13 protein-coding genes are annotated in these 15,438 nt (G+C 73.4%); 7 read left to right on the top strand and 6 right to left on the bottom strand.

Features of this window, described 5'->3' with window-relative positions; all coding sequences use genetic code 11:
* The first annotated feature begins 14 nt into the window (after positions 1-14).
* On the top strand, positions 15-3,323 hold the full coding sequence (locus tag HCN08_RS27115) for a glycosyl hydrolase family 95 catalytic domain-containing protein (RefSeq protein ID WP_167985888.1): 3,309 nt from the start codon (positions 15-17) through the stop codon (positions 3,321-3,323).
* Positions 3,324-3,427: 104 nt separating this feature from the next.
* Here HCN08_RS27115 and HCN08_RS27110 read toward each other — a convergent pair whose 3' ends face one another.
* Positions 3,428-3,955, bottom strand: coding sequence for a tetratricopeptide repeat protein (locus HCN08_RS27110; RefSeq protein WP_167985887.1), 528 nt, complete (start codon positions 3,953-3,955; stop codon positions 3,428-3,430).
* A 296-nt stretch (positions 3,956-4,251) separates the two neighbouring features.
* On the opposite strand from HCN08_RS27110, the gene HCN08_RS27105 reads away from it, so the two are divergent.
* Positions 4,252-5,178, top strand: coding sequence for an ArsR/SmtB family transcription factor (locus HCN08_RS27105; RefSeq protein WP_322974704.1), 927 nt, complete (start codon positions 4,252-4,254; stop codon positions 5,176-5,178).
* On the opposite strand, the gene HCN08_RS36990 is transcribed toward HCN08_RS27105, so the two are convergent.
* Both HCN08_RS36990 and HCN08_RS27095 read right to left on the bottom strand, forming a co-directional pair.
* Complete coding sequence (locus HCN08_RS36990) at positions 5,075-5,629, bottom strand: phosphotransferase (RefSeq protein WP_206319292.1); 555 nt, start codon at positions 5,627-5,629, stop codon at positions 5,075-5,077. The genes HCN08_RS27105 and HCN08_RS36990 overlap by 104 nt on opposite strands.
* Positions 5,626-6,591, bottom strand: a complete 966-nt coding sequence (locus HCN08_RS27095; RefSeq protein WP_167985886.1) for a sigma factor — start codon at positions 6,589-6,591, stop codon at positions 5,626-5,628. Before HCN08_RS27095 ends, HCN08_RS36990 begins: the two co-directional genes overlap by 4 nt.
* Positions 6,592-6,666: 75 nt before the next feature.
* Here HCN08_RS27095 and HCN08_RS27090 point away from each other — a divergent pair, with 75 nt between their 5' ends.
* Positions 6,667-7,458 carry an SDR family oxidoreductase gene (locus HCN08_RS27090; protein WP_167985885.1) on the top strand — a complete coding sequence of 264 codons (792 nt, stop codon included), beginning with the start codon at positions 6,667-6,669 and terminating at the stop codon, positions 7,456-7,458.
* 3 nt (positions 7,459-7,461) lie between these two features.
* Here HCN08_RS27090 and HCN08_RS27085 read toward each other — a convergent pair whose 3' ends face one another.
* The gene (locus tag HCN08_RS27085; protein ID WP_167985884.1) at positions 7,462-8,001 is read right to left on the bottom strand and encodes an AAA family ATPase; all 540 of its coding nucleotides are present in this window, start codon (positions 7,999-8,001) and stop codon (positions 7,462-7,464) included.
* A 218-nt stretch (positions 8,002-8,219) separates the two neighbouring features.
* Between HCN08_RS27085 and HCN08_RS27080 the strand changes: the two genes are divergently transcribed.
* From HCN08_RS27080 to HCN08_RS27065, 4 genes are all read left to right on the top strand, one after another.
* Entirely contained in the window at positions 8,220-9,266 is a 1,047-nt protein-coding gene (locus tag HCN08_RS27080; protein WP_322974703.1) for a hypothetical protein, read from the top strand.
* Between the two features lie 141 nt (positions 9,267-9,407).
* Positions 9,408-10,130 (top strand): flavin reductase family protein, encoded by a 723-nt coding sequence (locus HCN08_RS27075; protein ID WP_167985883.1) that lies wholly within the window; start codon positions 9,408-9,410, stop codon positions 10,128-10,130.
* Between the two features lie 288 nt (positions 10,131-10,418).
* Positions 10,419-11,726, top strand: coding sequence for a M14 family zinc carboxypeptidase (locus tag HCN08_RS27070; protein WP_167985882.1), 1,308 nt, complete (start codon positions 10,419-10,421; stop codon positions 11,724-11,726).
* Between the two features lie 136 nt (positions 11,727-11,862).
* The gene (locus HCN08_RS27065) at positions 11,863-13,236 is read left to right on the top strand and encodes a M14 family zinc carboxypeptidase (RefSeq protein ID WP_322974702.1); all 1,374 of its coding nucleotides are present in this window, start codon (positions 11,863-11,865) and stop codon (positions 13,234-13,236) included.
* 156 nt (positions 13,237-13,392) lie between these two features.
* Here the strand turns inward: HCN08_RS27065 and HCN08_RS27060 are convergent, their stop codons facing one another.
* Together HCN08_RS27060 and HCN08_RS27055 are read right to left on the bottom strand one after the other, a co-directional pair.
* Complete coding sequence (locus tag HCN08_RS27060) at positions 13,393-14,415, bottom strand: aspartate-semialdehyde dehydrogenase (protein WP_167985880.1); 1,023 nt, start codon at positions 14,413-14,415, stop codon at positions 13,393-13,395.
* Between the two features lie 98 nt (positions 14,416-14,513).
* Positions 14,514-15,404, bottom strand: coding sequence for a dihydrodipicolinate synthase family protein (locus HCN08_RS27055; RefSeq protein ID WP_167985879.1), 891 nt, complete (start codon positions 15,402-15,404; stop codon positions 14,514-14,516).
* Between the last annotated feature and the right edge of the window lie 34 nt (positions 15,405-15,438).

Here is a 15,438-nt window from a genome sequence, read left to right as displayed (position 1 = left end):
GGAGCGAGCCCCCCATGCGACCCCTACCCCCACGAGCCGCCGGGAGCGGCGGGAGAAGGCTGATCGGCGTCGCCGTCACCTTCTTCCTGCTGCTCGCGATGGCGCTCCAGACGTCGGCGTCCCACGCCGCCGACACCCCCGTCAACCTGGCCCGCAACCCCGGCGCCCGGGCCGTCGCCTCGTACCAGGACGGCAGCTACGTCGCCGCCAACGCGATCGACGGCAACACCGCCACCCGCTGGTCCAGCGACCACAGCAACGACAACAACGCCTGGATCTACGTCGACCTCGGCGGCGAATACGCCGTCTCCTCCACGTCGCTGACATGGGAGGCCGCCTACGCCGGCGCGTACAAGATCCAGGTCTCGGACGACTCCACCCACTGGACGGACGCCTACTCCACCACCAGCGGCCACGGCGGCACCGAGACCGCCACCGTCAACAAGAACGCCCACTACGTGCGGATGCAGGGCGTCACGCCCGCCACCCAATACGGCTACTCGCTGTGGGAGTTCGCCGTCTACGGCACGAGCACCGGCGGCGGCAACCCGTCGGTCGGGTCGCCGACCGTCGCGCCGTCCACGACGTACCCGACGACGTACAGCGACTGGCAGGACGGGCTGCTGGCCGGCAACGGCAAGCAGGGCATCATCGTCTTCGGCAACCCGCGCAACGACACCGTCGTCTTCGACGACAAGGACTTCTTCATGGCGCGGACGGAGGCCCATCCGCACCGCACCTTCAACACCGTCAGCCAGGACAACATCAACAAGATCCGCGACGAGCTGATCGCCGGGCAGTACCAGCAGGCCAACCAGCTCGCGGCGGACGTGCAGGGCTACCAGGGCGGCGGCGAGGGCAGCAAGCACCCCGGCTACAAGATGACCATCCAGATGCCCGACGCCGGGGCGATCAACAACTACGTCCGCTCCACGGACTACAGCGCGGGCGTGGTCAAGGTCAACTGGTCGGACGACAAGGGCGCGTGGGAGCGCGACTCGTTCGTCTCGCGGGCCGACGGCGCCACCGTGCAGTACCAGGCGGCACCGCCCGGGCAGAAGGAGACCATGACCCTGGGCCTGTCCATCGACCCGGGCATGAACCTCACCAGCAAGGGCGTCACCTACACCACCAACAACAGCACCGACTACCTCAACCTGCGGGCGAAGTACCCCAGCGGCAGCTACAACGCCGGCTACGAGGGCGTCACCCGTATCGTCACCGACGGCACCAAGACCCTCAGCAACGGCAACGTGACCGTCTCCAACGCCAGTTACGTACTCCTGCTGTCGCTCACCCAGCGCTACAACGGCACCTACAACGGCGGTGTCCCCGCCGAGCAGGACTGGAGCAAGAACCTGCTCCAGCAGAAGCTCGCCGGGCTCAGCACCGACTACGCCACACTGCTCAACCGGCACACCAGCCTGCACAGTTCGATCTTCGGCCGGGTCTCGATCGACTTCGGCGCCACACCGGCCGACCGCGCCAAGTCCACCGAGCAGCTGCTCGCCGAGCAGAAGTCGTCCTCGACGCCGATCCCGGCGCTCTACGAGCGGATGTTCTACGCCGGCCGCTACCACCTGCTGGGCTCCAGCGGCGCCACCCAGGCGCCGGACCTGCTCGGCAACTGGACCGGTGACAGCAACGTCGGCTGGGACGGCTACTACCACCTCGACGCCAACCTCAACCTGCAGATCTCCAGCGGCAACATCGGCAACATGCCGGAGGCCATGCAGGGCTACTTCTGGCTCAACCAGCAGTGGCAGAAGGACTTCGAGACCAACGCCAAGAAGCTGCTGGGCACCCGCGGCATGCTCACCGGCGGCAACACGCCCAACGGCGAGGGCCTGATTTCCAACATCAACTTCGACTACCCTTACCAGTACGTGACCGGCGGCGAGTCCTGGCTGCTGGAGCCGTTCTGGGAGTACTACGAAGTCACCGGCGACACCCAGTTCCTGGCCGACAAGTACTACCCGCTGATCCGCGACATGGGCGACTTCTACGAGGACTTCCTCACCAAGAAGGACGCAGGCGGCAACTACATCTTCGCCGGCTCCATCTCACCGGAGAACACCCCGCCCGGCGGGGTGCCGCTCACCGTCAACTCCGTCTACGACATCTCCGGCGCGAAGTTCGCGCTCACCACCCTCATCCAGACCGCCAAGCTGCTCGGCCGCGACGCCGACAAGATCCCGGTGTGGCAGGACAGGCTCGACCACCTGCCGCCGTACCTGATCAACAACGACGGCGCGCTCGCCGAATGGGCCTGGCCCGACCTGGAGAACAAGAACAACTACCAGCACCGGCACTCCAGCGGCCTGATGCCGGTGTGGCCCTACCGCGAGATCACCCCGGAGACCAACGCGGCGCAGTTCAAGGCCGCGCAGGTCTTCCTGCAGAAGAAGGACCAGGGCGCGTACGAGAACGCCGGGCACGGGCTGCTGCACGGGGCGCTCATCGCCGCCGACCTGGACATGCCGGACTCGGTGGGCGCGAAGCTGCTGCGCTTCGCCAAGGACGACTACTACTACAGCTCCATGGCCACGTCCCACTACAACGGCCACAACACCTTCGCCACGGACGTCGTCAACTCCGTGCCGACGGTGATGATGGAGATGCTGGCCGCGACCAAGCCCGGCACGCTGGAACTGCTGCCCGGGCTGCCGAAGGGGCTCACCAAGGGCTCCATCTCCGGCATGCTCGGCAAGTCGCAGTTCACCATCAACAACCTGACGTGGGACACCAACGCGCACACCGCGAAGGTCACGCTCACCTCGAAGATCAACCAGAACCTCACGCTCATCCAGCGCAACGGCATCTCGTCGATCACGGGTGACGGCATCACCGTGCAGAGCTCCCCGCTCGGCAACATCGCGCGGGTGCTGCCGCTCCAGGCCGGCAAGACCGTCACGGTGAACCTGACGATGAGCGCGCCCAAGGCCAACCTGGCCCTGAACAAGCCGGCCACGGCGTCCTCGCAGTCCAGCGCGGACCAGTCCGCCGCGAAGGCGTTCGACGGCGACCTCAGCAGCCGGTGGAGCGCGAGCCAGGACCCGAACAGCTGGATCCAGGTCGACCTCGGCGCGACGGCCACCGTCTCCGAGGTCGATCTGCTCTGGGAGACGTCGTACGCGAAGTCCTACAAGATCCAGGGCTCCACGGACGGTTCGACCTGGAAGGACCTCTACACGCAGCCCAACTCCTCGGGCGGGACGGAGAAGATACCGATCAACGGGCAGGCGAGATACGTCCGCATGCAGGGCAGTCAGCTGTCCGGGCAGTGGGGGTACTCGCTGTACGAGATGCAGGTGTACGGGTAGCGCGCGCGTCTGACATGACGTGGCGTGGCGTGACGTCACGTGACGTCACGTGAACAGGTGCCGGGTCACCGCCTTTCCGGGGCGGGCCCGGCACCCGCGTCGTATCAGCCCTGCGGCTCCGGCTCGACCAGCAGCCGGGCGTAGTTGGCCATCGAGCGCTGGTAGCGCGGCAGATGGGGCGCGAGCGCGCCGACCGCCAGGGCAACCGCCTCGCGTTCCCGGCCCAGTTCGGTGAGCGACAGGGCGAGCACGCACACCAGGGCGTCGTCGAGGTGGTCGCTGGTGCGGGCGCGCTCCCCGGTCAGCAGCGCGACGCTCTCGTCGGCGTGGCCGAGGTTGCGCAGCGAGCTGGCGAGCTGGATGACCGAGCGGCGCCGCCGCTCCCCGCCGACGCCCGCCGCGAGGGCGGCCCGGTAGAGGGGGACGGCCTTGTCGGGGTGCCCGGTGGAGTCCCAGGCCGCGGCCCGCTCGAACAGCGCGGTGGCGTCGTCCGCCGGCAGCTCGCCGACCAGCTCCGCCATCGCGGCCCGGAACTCGTCGTCGGGGCGCTGCCCCACGGTCTCCCACAGCGCGGCGTTCCTGCGCTCCCAGTCCGCCGAGGGGGCGGGGTGCTGGCTCGCGGTGTCGGTCATGGCTGGTCACGCTCCTGGTCGTGCGGTCCCCCGGTGGGGCGGCGCCGCCCATCCTGCGAGCGCCGGGTTCTGAGGCTCCACTCATTCGGCGGTCGCCGAATCACTGTGGTGTACGGTAACCCCGCCGCGGCCGGTACGGATGCCGGTGCCGGTGCCGTCGAGGGCGCGGGGGCGGCCGGCGAGGGGGGCCGCGGCCCCGGGGAAGGAGGTCCGCCGTCACCACGCTCCGGTTCGGGCCCGCCGACCTGCTGCGGTGCCGTTTCGCGTACTCCCCGGCCTTCGAGACGCTCGCCGCCGTGCGGGTCGCGACCGGCCCGCAGCCGCCCGGGCACCATGCGCGCTGGCTCGCCGAGGTGGCGCCCCGGCTCAAAGCGCTCGACCTGCGCCCGCTCACCCTGCTCCAGCCGCGCCGCGGCTACACGCCCGACTTCCTGGCGCCGCCGCCGGACGGGCCCGTCGACTCCTTCGCCGCGGACCTCGCCCGTATCGCCGCGACGCCGCCCGCGCAGGCCCGGGCCGAGATCGCCCGCTCCCTCGCCGAGACGCCGGGCGCGGCCCGCACCGCCACCGGCCGGCTGCTGCTCGGCGCCGAGCCGGCCGAGGTCGTACGGCTGCTGGCCGAGCTGGTGCGGGCGGCGTGGGAGGCGCTGGTCGAGCCGTACTGGGCCAGGACCCGCGCGCTGCTGGAGGCCGATGTCGCCTTCCAGGCCGGACGGCTCGCCGCGGGCGGCCTCGACCGGCTCTTCGCCGAGCTGCACCCGTCCGTGCGCTGGCACGACGGTGTCCTGACCCGCGAGCACGGCGGCGCGGACCACCGCGACCTCGCGGGCGAGGGGCTGGTGCTGATGCCGAGCGCCTTCAAGTGGGACCAGGTGGTGATCGTGCTGGACCCGCCCTGGCAGCCGACGCTCATCTACCCGGCGCGCGGCATCGGCACCCTGTGGCAGGGCGCGCCCTCCGACGCGGCGGCGGCCCTGGCCCGGCTCATCGGCCGCACCCGCGCACGCCTGCTCACCGGCCTGACCGAACCCGCCGCCACGGCGTGGCTCGCCCACCACCACGGCCTCGCCCCGGCGACGGTCTCCGAGCACCTCACCGTGCTCCGGGCGACGGGCCTCGTCACCGCGACCCGCCACCGCCACGAGGTCCGCTACCGCCGCACCCCCCTCGGCGACACCCTGGCCACCGGCCCGACCCCGGGCCGCCCGGACGCGCACGCCTGAGGCCGGCGCTTTGGGCGCAGGCACGCTCAGCGGCAGCGGCAGGCTCCCACAGTGACGCCGTCGCCCGCGCGTCCGCGATGACCTCCGCCGCCACGCGGGCGTGCTCCGCGGCCGGCCCGGGCCGGTCCGCGCGCAGCTCGACGATGCTGATCAGCGCCTTCCACAGCGCCCAGCCGCGCGCCCGTGCCCACATCGCCGGGTCCGCGCTCGTCATCGTGCGGCGGAAGGCCGTACGGCTCTCGCCGCAGAAGAGGGTCCAGGCGATCACCAGGTCGCACGCCGGGTCGCCGACGCCCGAGGTGCCGAAGTCGAGTACGGCGGCGAGCTTGCCGTCCCTGACCAGCAGGTTGCCGCCGGCGATGTCGCCGTGGAACCACACCGGCGGGCCCTCGTACGGCGGGCGCCTCCGGCGCGCAGACCCGCGCGCCCTCAGAACCCTCGCGCGGCTCATGGCACCGCGATCTCCACCTCCCGCAGCCGCTCCGGGTCGGCGATGACGTCGATGGACGTGATGCGGCCGGCCGTGGAGGTGAAGGCGAGGGCCAGCCGGAGGCGGCCGAGGGGGGCCATGACCAGGCCCGGGGCGCCGTTGACCAGGGCGGCCTCGGTGAAGGCGATACGGGCGGCGGCCAGGGAGGCGCCGCGGGCGACGTTCCGGCTGCCGCGGGCGCGGATCGGCTCCGGCGTGGGGCCGGCCGCGCGGTCGGCGTGCAGGACGACGTCCGGGTCCAGGACGGCGACCAGGCCCGCGAGGTCGCCGCCACGCGAAGCCGCGAGGAAGGCGTCGACCAGCCGGCGCTGCTCCCGCAGCGCGGCGCTGCCCACCGCGGTGTCCGCGCCGCCCCGCACCCGGCGCCGGGCGCGGCTCGCGAGCTGCCGGGCGGCGGCCGGGGAGCGTTCGGTGAGCCGGCCGATCTCGTCGAAGGGCACGGCGAACATGTCGTGCAGCACGAAGGCGACGCGCTCGGCCGGCGCGAGGGTGTCCAGCACCACCAGCATCGCCAGCCCGACGGAGTCGGCGAGCACCGCCTCCTCCTCCGGGTCGGCACCCGGCTCGCGCACGGCGGCCGGCTCGCGCGGCAGCTCCTCCAGCGGCTCCTCGCGGTGCGCCGCGCGCGAGCGCAGCATGTTCAGGCACACCCGGCCGACGACCGTGGTCAGCCACGCCGCCAGGTTCTCGATCCCCCCGCCAGCGCCGCCGCCGGACCCACCCTCGCCACCGCCGACGGCACCCCCGCCACCGCCGGCCCCACCGTCACCGCCGGCCGCGGCACCCGACCGGCTCAGCCGCAGCCACGCCTCCTGGACCGCGTCGTCCGCCTCCGCCGCGGAGCCGAGCATGCGGTACGCCAGCGCCCGCAGCCTGGGCCTTTGCTCCTCGAAGCGCTCGGCGAGCGCCGCGCCCTCGTCCATCGGTCACATTCCTTCCCCGCCGCGGGTCATCAACGTAACCCGCCCCCGAGGCGGCCCACGGAAGAGGAGCACGCCATGACCAGCCCCAGCCCGCGGACGTCACCCGTCCTGCTCACCGGCGGCACCGGAACGCTCGGCCGGCAGGTGCTGCCGCTGCTGCGCGCGGCCGGCCGCACCGTCCGCGTCCTGACCCGCAGCCCGCGCGATTCCGCCGACGAGGGCGTGACGTACGTGGTCGGCGACCTCGCGCGGGACGGCGACCCGGGGACGGCCGCGGCGCTGGACGGCGTGGACACCGTCGTGCACCTGGCGGGCGCGAGCAGGGGCGACGACGTGACGACCGGCCACCTGACGCGGGCCGCGGTCGCCGCGGGCGGCGTCCGGCATGTCGTCCTCATCTCGGTGATCGGCGCGGGCGCCGTGCCGCTGGGCTACCTGCGCACCAAGCGCGCGGCCGAGCGGGTGGTGGCGGACTCGGGCCTGCCGTGGACCGTCCTGCGGGCCGCGCAGTTCCACGACCTGGTCTTCATGGTGGCCAGGGGCGCGGCGAAGCTGCCGGTCGTGCCGGTGCCGCCGGCGGTGCGGCTCCAGCCGGTGGACGTACGGGACGTGGCCGCGCGCATCACCGAGCTGGCGCTGGCCGCGCCCGCGGGCCGGGTCCCGGACCTCGCGGGGCCGGCCGTCCACCCGCTGCCGGACCTGGTCCGCTCCTACCTCCGGGCGACCTCCAAGCGCCGGCCGCTGCTGCCGGTGCCGCTGCCGGGCAAGGTGGGCCGGGCCTACCGGGAGGGCGCGAACCTGACGCTGGAGGGGGCGGACCACGGCACGGGCACGTGGGAGGACTTCCTGGCGGCGAAGGTCGGCTGAGCCTCAACCCTGCGCGCCGAGCAGCGCCATGACCCGCGCGACCAGGTCCGGCGGGCGCGCGGGGGCCTCAGTCTTGACCCGGACCAGGGGCGCGTCCAGCACGAGCGGCCCGCGGTAGGCCGCCCGTACCGCGGCGATCCGCTCGGCGACCTGCTCGGGCGTCAACTCCGGGTCGAGGTGCCCGGGGTGCCGGCGGCGGGCCCGGAAGCGGGCGGAGGCGGTGGCGACGTCGCAGTCGCAGTGCACCTGCACCAGCCGCCCGCCGAGCGCGTGCAGCCGCGGCGGCGAGGCGTCCGGGTGCCACCAGTTGTCCAGTACGGCCCGGGGCGTACGCGCGGCCTGCGCGTACAGCACCTCGTCCGCCGCCCGGCTCAGCCGCCCCCGCCACTCCTCGGGCCCGACGCCGAGCGCGTCGTACAGCGCCTCCAGGACGACGTCCTTGTCGATCACCGCAAAGCCCAGCGCCCCCGCCAGCTCCCGCCCGAGGGTGCTCTTGCCACTGCCCGGCACCCCGGACACGACAACGTACGCTCGGCCCTCCACGCGGCCCAGTATGACGCCACCCGCCTCCCCCGGACTCCCCGGGCAGCACCGAGACGCGCATCCCCCGCAGCCTCACCGCCCCATCGACGACCTCGTACGCCACGACGCGCTCTGCCGTCACCGCCGCGCCTTCCACGGGGGCGCGCACCCCCTTTCCGCGCGCCCCGCGCGTGAGCCGGTCGTGCCTCGAAACCACCCCTCCGGGTGATCTTGGAGCCGTGGAGCTGCATATGCCACTGGCATGGTCCTACGGTCTGATCATGGTCACCCCGCAACACGAGGCGTCCCACCGGATTTTCCAGGGCGGCCCCGAACTCATGAGCTCCGTCTTCGGCGTACTGGGTATGCCTTTATCCAGAAAGACGGTCGTCGAAGTGCTGAGTCCGGACGTCACGGAAATCCGGCCGGTCGAGCGCCGTATCGACAGCCTCTTGCGTGTCTCGCAGGGCGAGGACGGCAAGGACACGTTCATGCTGGCGATCGAGGCGCAGATGCGGCCCGACAAGGACAAGGCCGTGAGCTGGGCGTACTACCTGTCCTACCTCAAGTCCAAGTACGGCTGCCCGGCGCTGCTCCTGGTCATCTGCCAGGACAAGGCCACGGCCGAGTGGGCAAGGGGCCCGCTCCATCTGGGGCGTGGGGACTGGAACGCGCTGACGGTCCGCCCGCTGGTAGTCAGTCCGCTGAACATCCCGGTGATCGCCGACGCCACGATCGCGGCCAGAAACCTGGCCCTGGCGGCCTTCTCGGCCATGACGCATGCCCGACGCGAGGACATCCGTACGATCCTGGTGGCCCTTGCGACCGCCATGACGGAGCTCGACGAGAAGACCGTCGACTACTACTCGGAGATACTTGAAGTGGGCCTGGGCAACGCCCAGGCGCGGAGCATCTGGAGGGAACTGTTGCGCTCGCCGATTTTCTTCCCCGGGCGGGGAACGCTGCGTGAGGAGTGGGTGCTCGAAGCCAAGGCCGAGGGCAAAGCCGAGGGCAGGGCGGAAGGCAAGGCCGAAGGGCTGGTCGAGGGGCTGCAGAAGGGTATCGAACAGGGCAGGCAAGAGGGGCTGCAACAAGGCTTGGAAAGCGCACGGCTGGGGGATCAGCGGCACCTCATCGATGTGCTGCAGAACCGCGACGTGAAGGTGAGCGGTGAGGCCTGCGCGCGGATCATGGCGTGCATGGACGTGCCGACCCTCGAACGGTGGATCAAGCGCGCGTGGAAGGTCGACGCGGCCGAGGACATCTTCGTCGACGACGAGGACTGACCCCCGCGCGCCCCACCCCCACAGACGCCGGGCGGCCCGCCCCCACCCCCCCGGGGCGGGCCGTTCGGCCCATGCGTCGTGCGGCAGTGCCGGGTCCGAAAACCGCCAGAAGCGGCGGTCGCGGACCGGCAGGGTGGGGGTATGAGCACGGAGAACGGCGCCCTCGGGGCGCATACGGCGATAGAGCCCGGCATCCTCTACTTCGGCACGCCCGTCGTGCTGCTCTCGACCCGCAACGAGGACGGCAGCGCCAACCTCGCGCCGATGTCGTCGGCCTTCTGGCTGGGGTGGCGGTGCATGCTCGGGCTGGGGGCGCGGTCGCAGACGGCGCGCAATCTCGTGCGCGAGGGGCAGGTCGTGCTGAACCTGCCGGACGACGGCATGGCGGACGCGGTGGACCGGCTGGCGCTGACGACCGGGCGCGATCCCGTACCGGAGGGCAAGGCGGCACGCGGATACGCGTACGTCGGGGACAAGTTCGGGCGCGCGGGGCTGACCGCGGTGCCGAGCGGGACGGTGCTGCCGCCGCGGGTGGCGCAGTGCCCGGTGGCGATGGAGGCGGTGCTGGAGGCCACGCATCCGCTCGCCGAGGACGACCCGGAGCAGCGCGGCGGCATCCTCGTCTTCGAGGTGCGGGTGCAGCGCGTGCTGGTGCACGAGGACATCCGGCTGCCGGGCACGGGCGACCGCATCGACCCGGACCGCTGGCGCCCGCTGATCATGAGCTTCCAGCAGCTGTACGGGCTCGGTCCGCGCGTGCGCGAGTCCACGCTCGCCCGTATCCCGGAACGGATGTATCGCGGGCCGGACATCGACCGGGCCCGCTCGGTCCTGGCCGCGGCGGAGGCGGGCGGAGCGGCGTAGCCGCACCCGGTGCCTGCTCCTGCGCGGGCGCGGGGCAGGGCGGGCCAGAGCGGGCCCGCCGGGCGTGCGCCGGCGCCAGGCGCGGGCGGGAGGCGGCCTTGACACCCGGCGGGCAGCCGCAGAGTCTGAGCAGGGCGCGCTCGCGGCTTCCGCGGGCGCACCGTCGGTTGCGGTGCCGGGCAGCGGGGTCGGGTGCCGCACCGCGGGGGAAGGCCGGGCGGCGCGCGGGGCGTGGTCGCGCGGCGGTGCCGGGCGGGCGCGGAGCCGTACAGCCGAGGAGGAGCCGTCATGCGCGGGCCAGACGCGTATCCGACCGTGTCAGGTGTCGCGGCGGCGGCCCGGGTGCTGAGCGCGCGGCACCCGGATCTGGTGCGGATGCGGCTGGCCGGCGAGTCGCGGACGGGGCGTCCGCTGTGGCTGCTGTCGGTCGGGCACGGGCGCAGGCACGCGCTCGTGGTGGGCGGTGCGCACGCCGACGAGCAGGCGGGCGGCGCGACCGTGCTGTGGCTGGCCGAGCAGGCCGTCGCGGACCGGCACCGGCTGGCCGGCGCCGATCTGACCTGGGACTTCCTGCTGTGCCTCGACCCGGACGGCACCGTGCTGAACGAGACGGGACCCGCGGGCCCGCGCCCGCCCGCCGTCCACTTCCGGCACACCTACCACCCGGCCGCCGCCGACCGCCCCGGCCGCCCCGAGCGCACCGCCCCCGGCGGTGAACTGCCCGAGACGTACGCGCTGCTGGCCCTCGTCGACGAGCTGCGCCCCTTCGTACGGTGCTCGCTGCACGGCACGGACGTCGGCGGTGCCTGGGTGCGGCTGACGGGGGACGTGCCGGGGCTCGCGGAGCCGTTCGGGAAGTACGCGGCGGAGCTGGACATCCCCGTGCAGGCGGGCACGTACGACGCGCTGTTCTGGGAGTGCGCCGGGCCGGGCGTGTACGTGGTGCCGGAACCTTTCGCCGGCGGCCCGGAGCGGGACCCGCAAAAGCAACCGCAGCCGCGGCAGCTGGACGCCCGGCGCCACCCGCAGCGGCCCGGCGGCGTCACCGCACTGGTCGAGGTGCCCATGTGGGCGACCCGGCGGGTCGCCGACCCGACCCCGCACCCCGACCCCGCGCTCGCCGTCCGGGCGACCGCGGCCCGGCTGCGCAAGGACGGTGCCGCGCTGGCCGCGACGCTGGAGCGGGCCCGTCCGCTGCTGGTCGCGCCGGGCCCCGCGGACGCCGGCACCGCGCTGCTGCTCGGCGGCGTCGAGCAGGCCGCCGCCGGCTTCGAGCCGCTCGCCGACGCCTACGACGCGCTGGCCGCCGACCTGCCCGTACCGCTCACCCTCGCGCATGTCGCCGGGCTCGACATCGCCGCCCGGCGGCTGCCGCTGCGGGCGGCCGGGATGCTGCTGCGGCTGCTGGACGAGCAGCCGCTGGACGACTGCGACCCGGCCGCCGAGCCCGCCCGGCTGCGGGCCCGGCTGGAGCGGCGGCTCGACGCGGGGGCGCGGGAGCTGGTCGGCACGGCGGACGCGCGCTGGGTGCCGGTGTACGAGCAGGTGGAGTTGCAGGCCAGGACGGTGCTGGCGACCGTCGACCGGTTGCTGTGAGGGCGCGGTGGGGGCGCGGTGGGGGCGCGGTGAGGTCACAGGACACGACGGCTGCTGCCGCGACGCTTGACAGTCCCGTAACACCGCCGGAATCTGACAGGGCAGGGGAGTCACCCGGGGTGAGGGTTCAACTCCCGTGCGCAGTAAGGGTGTTGACGGCAAGTTGAGGGAATCGAGGGGGAGCCAGCATGGCGAAACGTCTCGTCATACGACGGCTGAGCAAGAAGCAGACCACCGGCGCCAGCAACTCCAACGGAACGTGAGCCATCCGACGGTCGATGCGTATCCGGGCGTCGCGGGGGTCGTTGCGTCGGCCTCCGCGTTCGTCCGCTTCCGGCCCGGCCTGTGTACGTTGCGGGTCGTGGGGCGGTCACGTGAGGGCCGCCCGCTGTACGTCCTGACGGTCGGCCGCGACCGTCCCCGGGTCCGCAACGTCCTCGTCGTCGCGGGCCCGCACGCCGACGAGCGGGTCGGCGCGGCGAGCGCGATGCGGATCGCCGAGCGGGTCGCGCTCGACCCGCGGCTGCACGCCGGCGCGGGCGCCGCCTGGCACTTCCTGCTCTGCCTCGACCCGGACGGCACCCTGCGCACCGAGTCGGGGCCCGCGGTGCGGCGCACCCCGGCGGAGCACTTCCGGTACGCGTACCGGCCGCCGGCCGACGAGCAGCCCGAGTGGGCGCCGTCCATCCGCCCGGCCGATGACGCGCTCCCGGAGTCCGAGGCGCTCATCGCCCTCATCGACGAGCTGCGGCCCGTGCTCCAGTGCTCGCTGCACGGCAACGACATCGGCGGCGCGTGGGTCCAGCTCACCCGTGAGCTGCCCGGGCTCGCCGAGGCGCTGGGCAAGATCTGCGCGGAGCGCGACGTGCCCGTGCAGACCGGTACGTACGACGCGCTGTACTGGCCCGAGACGGGGCCCGGCGTCTACCTCATGCCGGGGCCCGGCGAGCAGGCCCAGTTCGACAGCCTGCCCGAGGACGTCGGCGGCTCGACATGGACCCGGCCGCATGCGTACGGCGGCATGACCGCGCTGTTCGAGGTGCCGATGTGGGCGAGCCCCGGCGTCGCGGACTCCAGCGTCCACCCGGACCCGGCGCGGGCGCTGGCCGACACGGCGGCGCGGCTGCGCGAGCAGTCCCGCACGGCGGAGCAGCTGCTGCGCCGGGTACGGGGCCGGGTGCCGGCGCGTGATCCGCGGCTGCTCCGCATTGCCTCGGGGCTGGCGGAGATGGCGCCGCAGGTCGCGGCGGAATGGGAGGGGCTGCATGCGGCGCCGCCCGTGCGGTTGACCCGGGCGCATGTCGCTGCGCTCGACGTCGCGGCGAGACGAATGGCTCTGCGCCTTGCCGGTGCCCTGGCTCAGCTCGGCTCCGCCGAGGCGGAATCCCTCCTCACCGCCTGGGCGGCGGACCTGGCCGCGACCCACACCCTGACCTGGCTCCCCGTCCCGACCCAGGTCGACCTCCAAACAGAGTCCGTCCTCACCACCGCCCGCCTCCTCCTCCCCTGAGCCCGACTCCCCGGGCTGCCCCGGACCCTTGTTCCCGAGACCTACAGGGGCCCGACTTTGCGCGCGAGGTCAGCTTTTCAGGGGCGCGGGGAACTGCGCGACAAGCCACGAACCGGCGGACGATCCCGCGACCACCGCAAGCAGCAGCCCGCGGGGTCAGCGCTCAGCCGCAACAAGCTCAGCGATTTGCACGGCGTTCAGCGCAGCGCCCTTGCGGAGGTTGTCGTTCGAGAGGAAGAGGGCGAGCCCGTGCTCGACAGTCTCGTCCCGGCGGATGCGCCCGACGTACGAGGGGTCGCGGCCCGCCGCCTGGAGGGGGGTCGGGATCTCCGAGAGCTCGACCCCCGGCGCCTGCGCGAGCACCTCGTACGCGCGCTCCACGCTCAGCTCGCGCGCGAACCTCGCGTTGATCTGCAGCGAGTGCCCGGAGAAGACCGGCACCCGGACACACGTCCCGGAAACCTTCAGCTCCGGGATCTCCAAAATCTTGCGGGACTCGTTCCGCAGCTTCTGCTCCTCGTCGGTCTCGAAGCTCCCGTCGTCCACGAGGGACCCGGCGAAGGGCAGGACGTTGAAGGCGATGGGCCGGGCGTAGACCTGCGGGTCGGGGTACGTGACGGCGGAGCCGTCGAAGGTGAGGCGGTCGGCGTCGGCGGTGACCTCGCGGGCCTGGCGGTGCAGCTCGGCGACGCCGGAAAGCCCCGAGCCGGACACGGCCTGGTACGTGGTCGCGACGAGCGCGACGAGGCCGGCCTCGTCGTGCAGCGGCTTGAGTACGGGCATCGCGGCCATCGTCGTGCAGTTCGGGTTGGCGACGATGCCCTTGGGGCGGTGGGCGAGGGCGTGCGGGTTGACCTCGGAGACGACGAGCGGGACGTCGGGGTCGCGGCGCCACGCGGAGGAGTTGTCGATCACGACCGCGCCCTGCGCGGCGACCTTCTCGGCGATGGCCCGGCTGGTGGCGCCGCCGGCGGAGAAGATGACGATGTCCAGGCCCGTGAAGTCGGCCGTGCCGGCGTCCTCGACGGTGATCTCGGTGCCGTCCCACGGCAGCGTGCTGCCCGCGGACCGCGCGGAGGCGAAGAGCCGCAGCTGGTCCACCGGGAACTTCCGCTCCGCCAGTACGCCGCGTACGACTCCGCCGACCTGTCCGGTCGCTCCGACGATTCCGATCCTCATCTCCGGCTCTCCGCTCTCGTCCGACTCTCGTCCGTCTGCTCAGGGTGTGTGCCCGCCGTTCGAGTATCGCCGCAGGACGCGGCGGGCGGCGAACGGTTTCAGGTGCCGAGACGTCCGCCGCTCCGTACGCCGGTACGTCCGCCGCTACGTCCGCCAGGGCGCGCGTCCAGCCCCACCGCCGCCAGCGACGCCGCGCTCGCCGGCAGCAGCGGCGGCCGTACGTCCGGCGTGGGGATACGGCCCTGGGCGTGCAGCGCGGCCTTGACGACGGTGGGGTTCGGCTCGCGGAAGAGCGCGGCGGCGCGGGCGGCGAGCCGGTGGCCGAGGGCGCGGTCGCCCGTCGCGGCGAGCTTCACCCAGTCGGCGGTGTCCAGATGCGCGGAGGCCGCCACCACGCCGGTCGCGCCGAGGGCGAGCAGCGCGGGCGCGAAGACGTCGTCCCCGGCGAGGACGTCGAAGCCGGCCGGGCGGTCGCCGAGCAGGTCGACGGTCTCGGCGTCGATCCCGCCGACCGCGTACTTCACCCCCACGACGCCGGGGATCGCGGCGAGCTCCCGCAGGGCGCGCGCGCCGAGCGGCTGCCCGGTGCGGTAGGGCACGTGGTAGACGAGCAGCGGTACGGGGCTGCGGGCGGCGAGCGCGGCGAAGTGCGCGACGACCCCGGCCTCGCCCGGGCGGACGAAGGGCGGCACGGTCGCCAGCAGCGCGTCCGGCGGCGTACCGCCCCACTCCCCGGGCACGCGCCGGCCGTCGCCGACCCCGACGACGAAGCGCGCCCCGGCCTCCCGGCAGACGCGGCCGAGCAGTGCGACGACCGCCGCGCGCTCGGCGGGCTCCAGGCTCTCCGGCTCCCCCGTGGTGCCGAGCGCCACCAGCCCCGCCGCGCCGTCCGCGAGCACCTGCCGCGCCAGCGCCTCCAGGGCGTCGTAGGCGATGTCGCCGCCGGCGGTGAAGGGTGTGACGAGCGGCACGTACACGGGTGAGGTCATGGCGCCGAGTCTCACCCGGCGCGACATCGTAGGT

This window comes from Actinacidiphila epipremni (assembly GCF_012034175.1).
Lineage (GTDB): Bacteria > Actinomycetota > Actinomycetes > Streptomycetales > Streptomycetaceae > Actinacidiphila > Actinacidiphila epipremni.
Note: the sequence above shows the minus strand (reverse complement) of the source record. Positions and strands in the feature narration are given on the sequence as shown.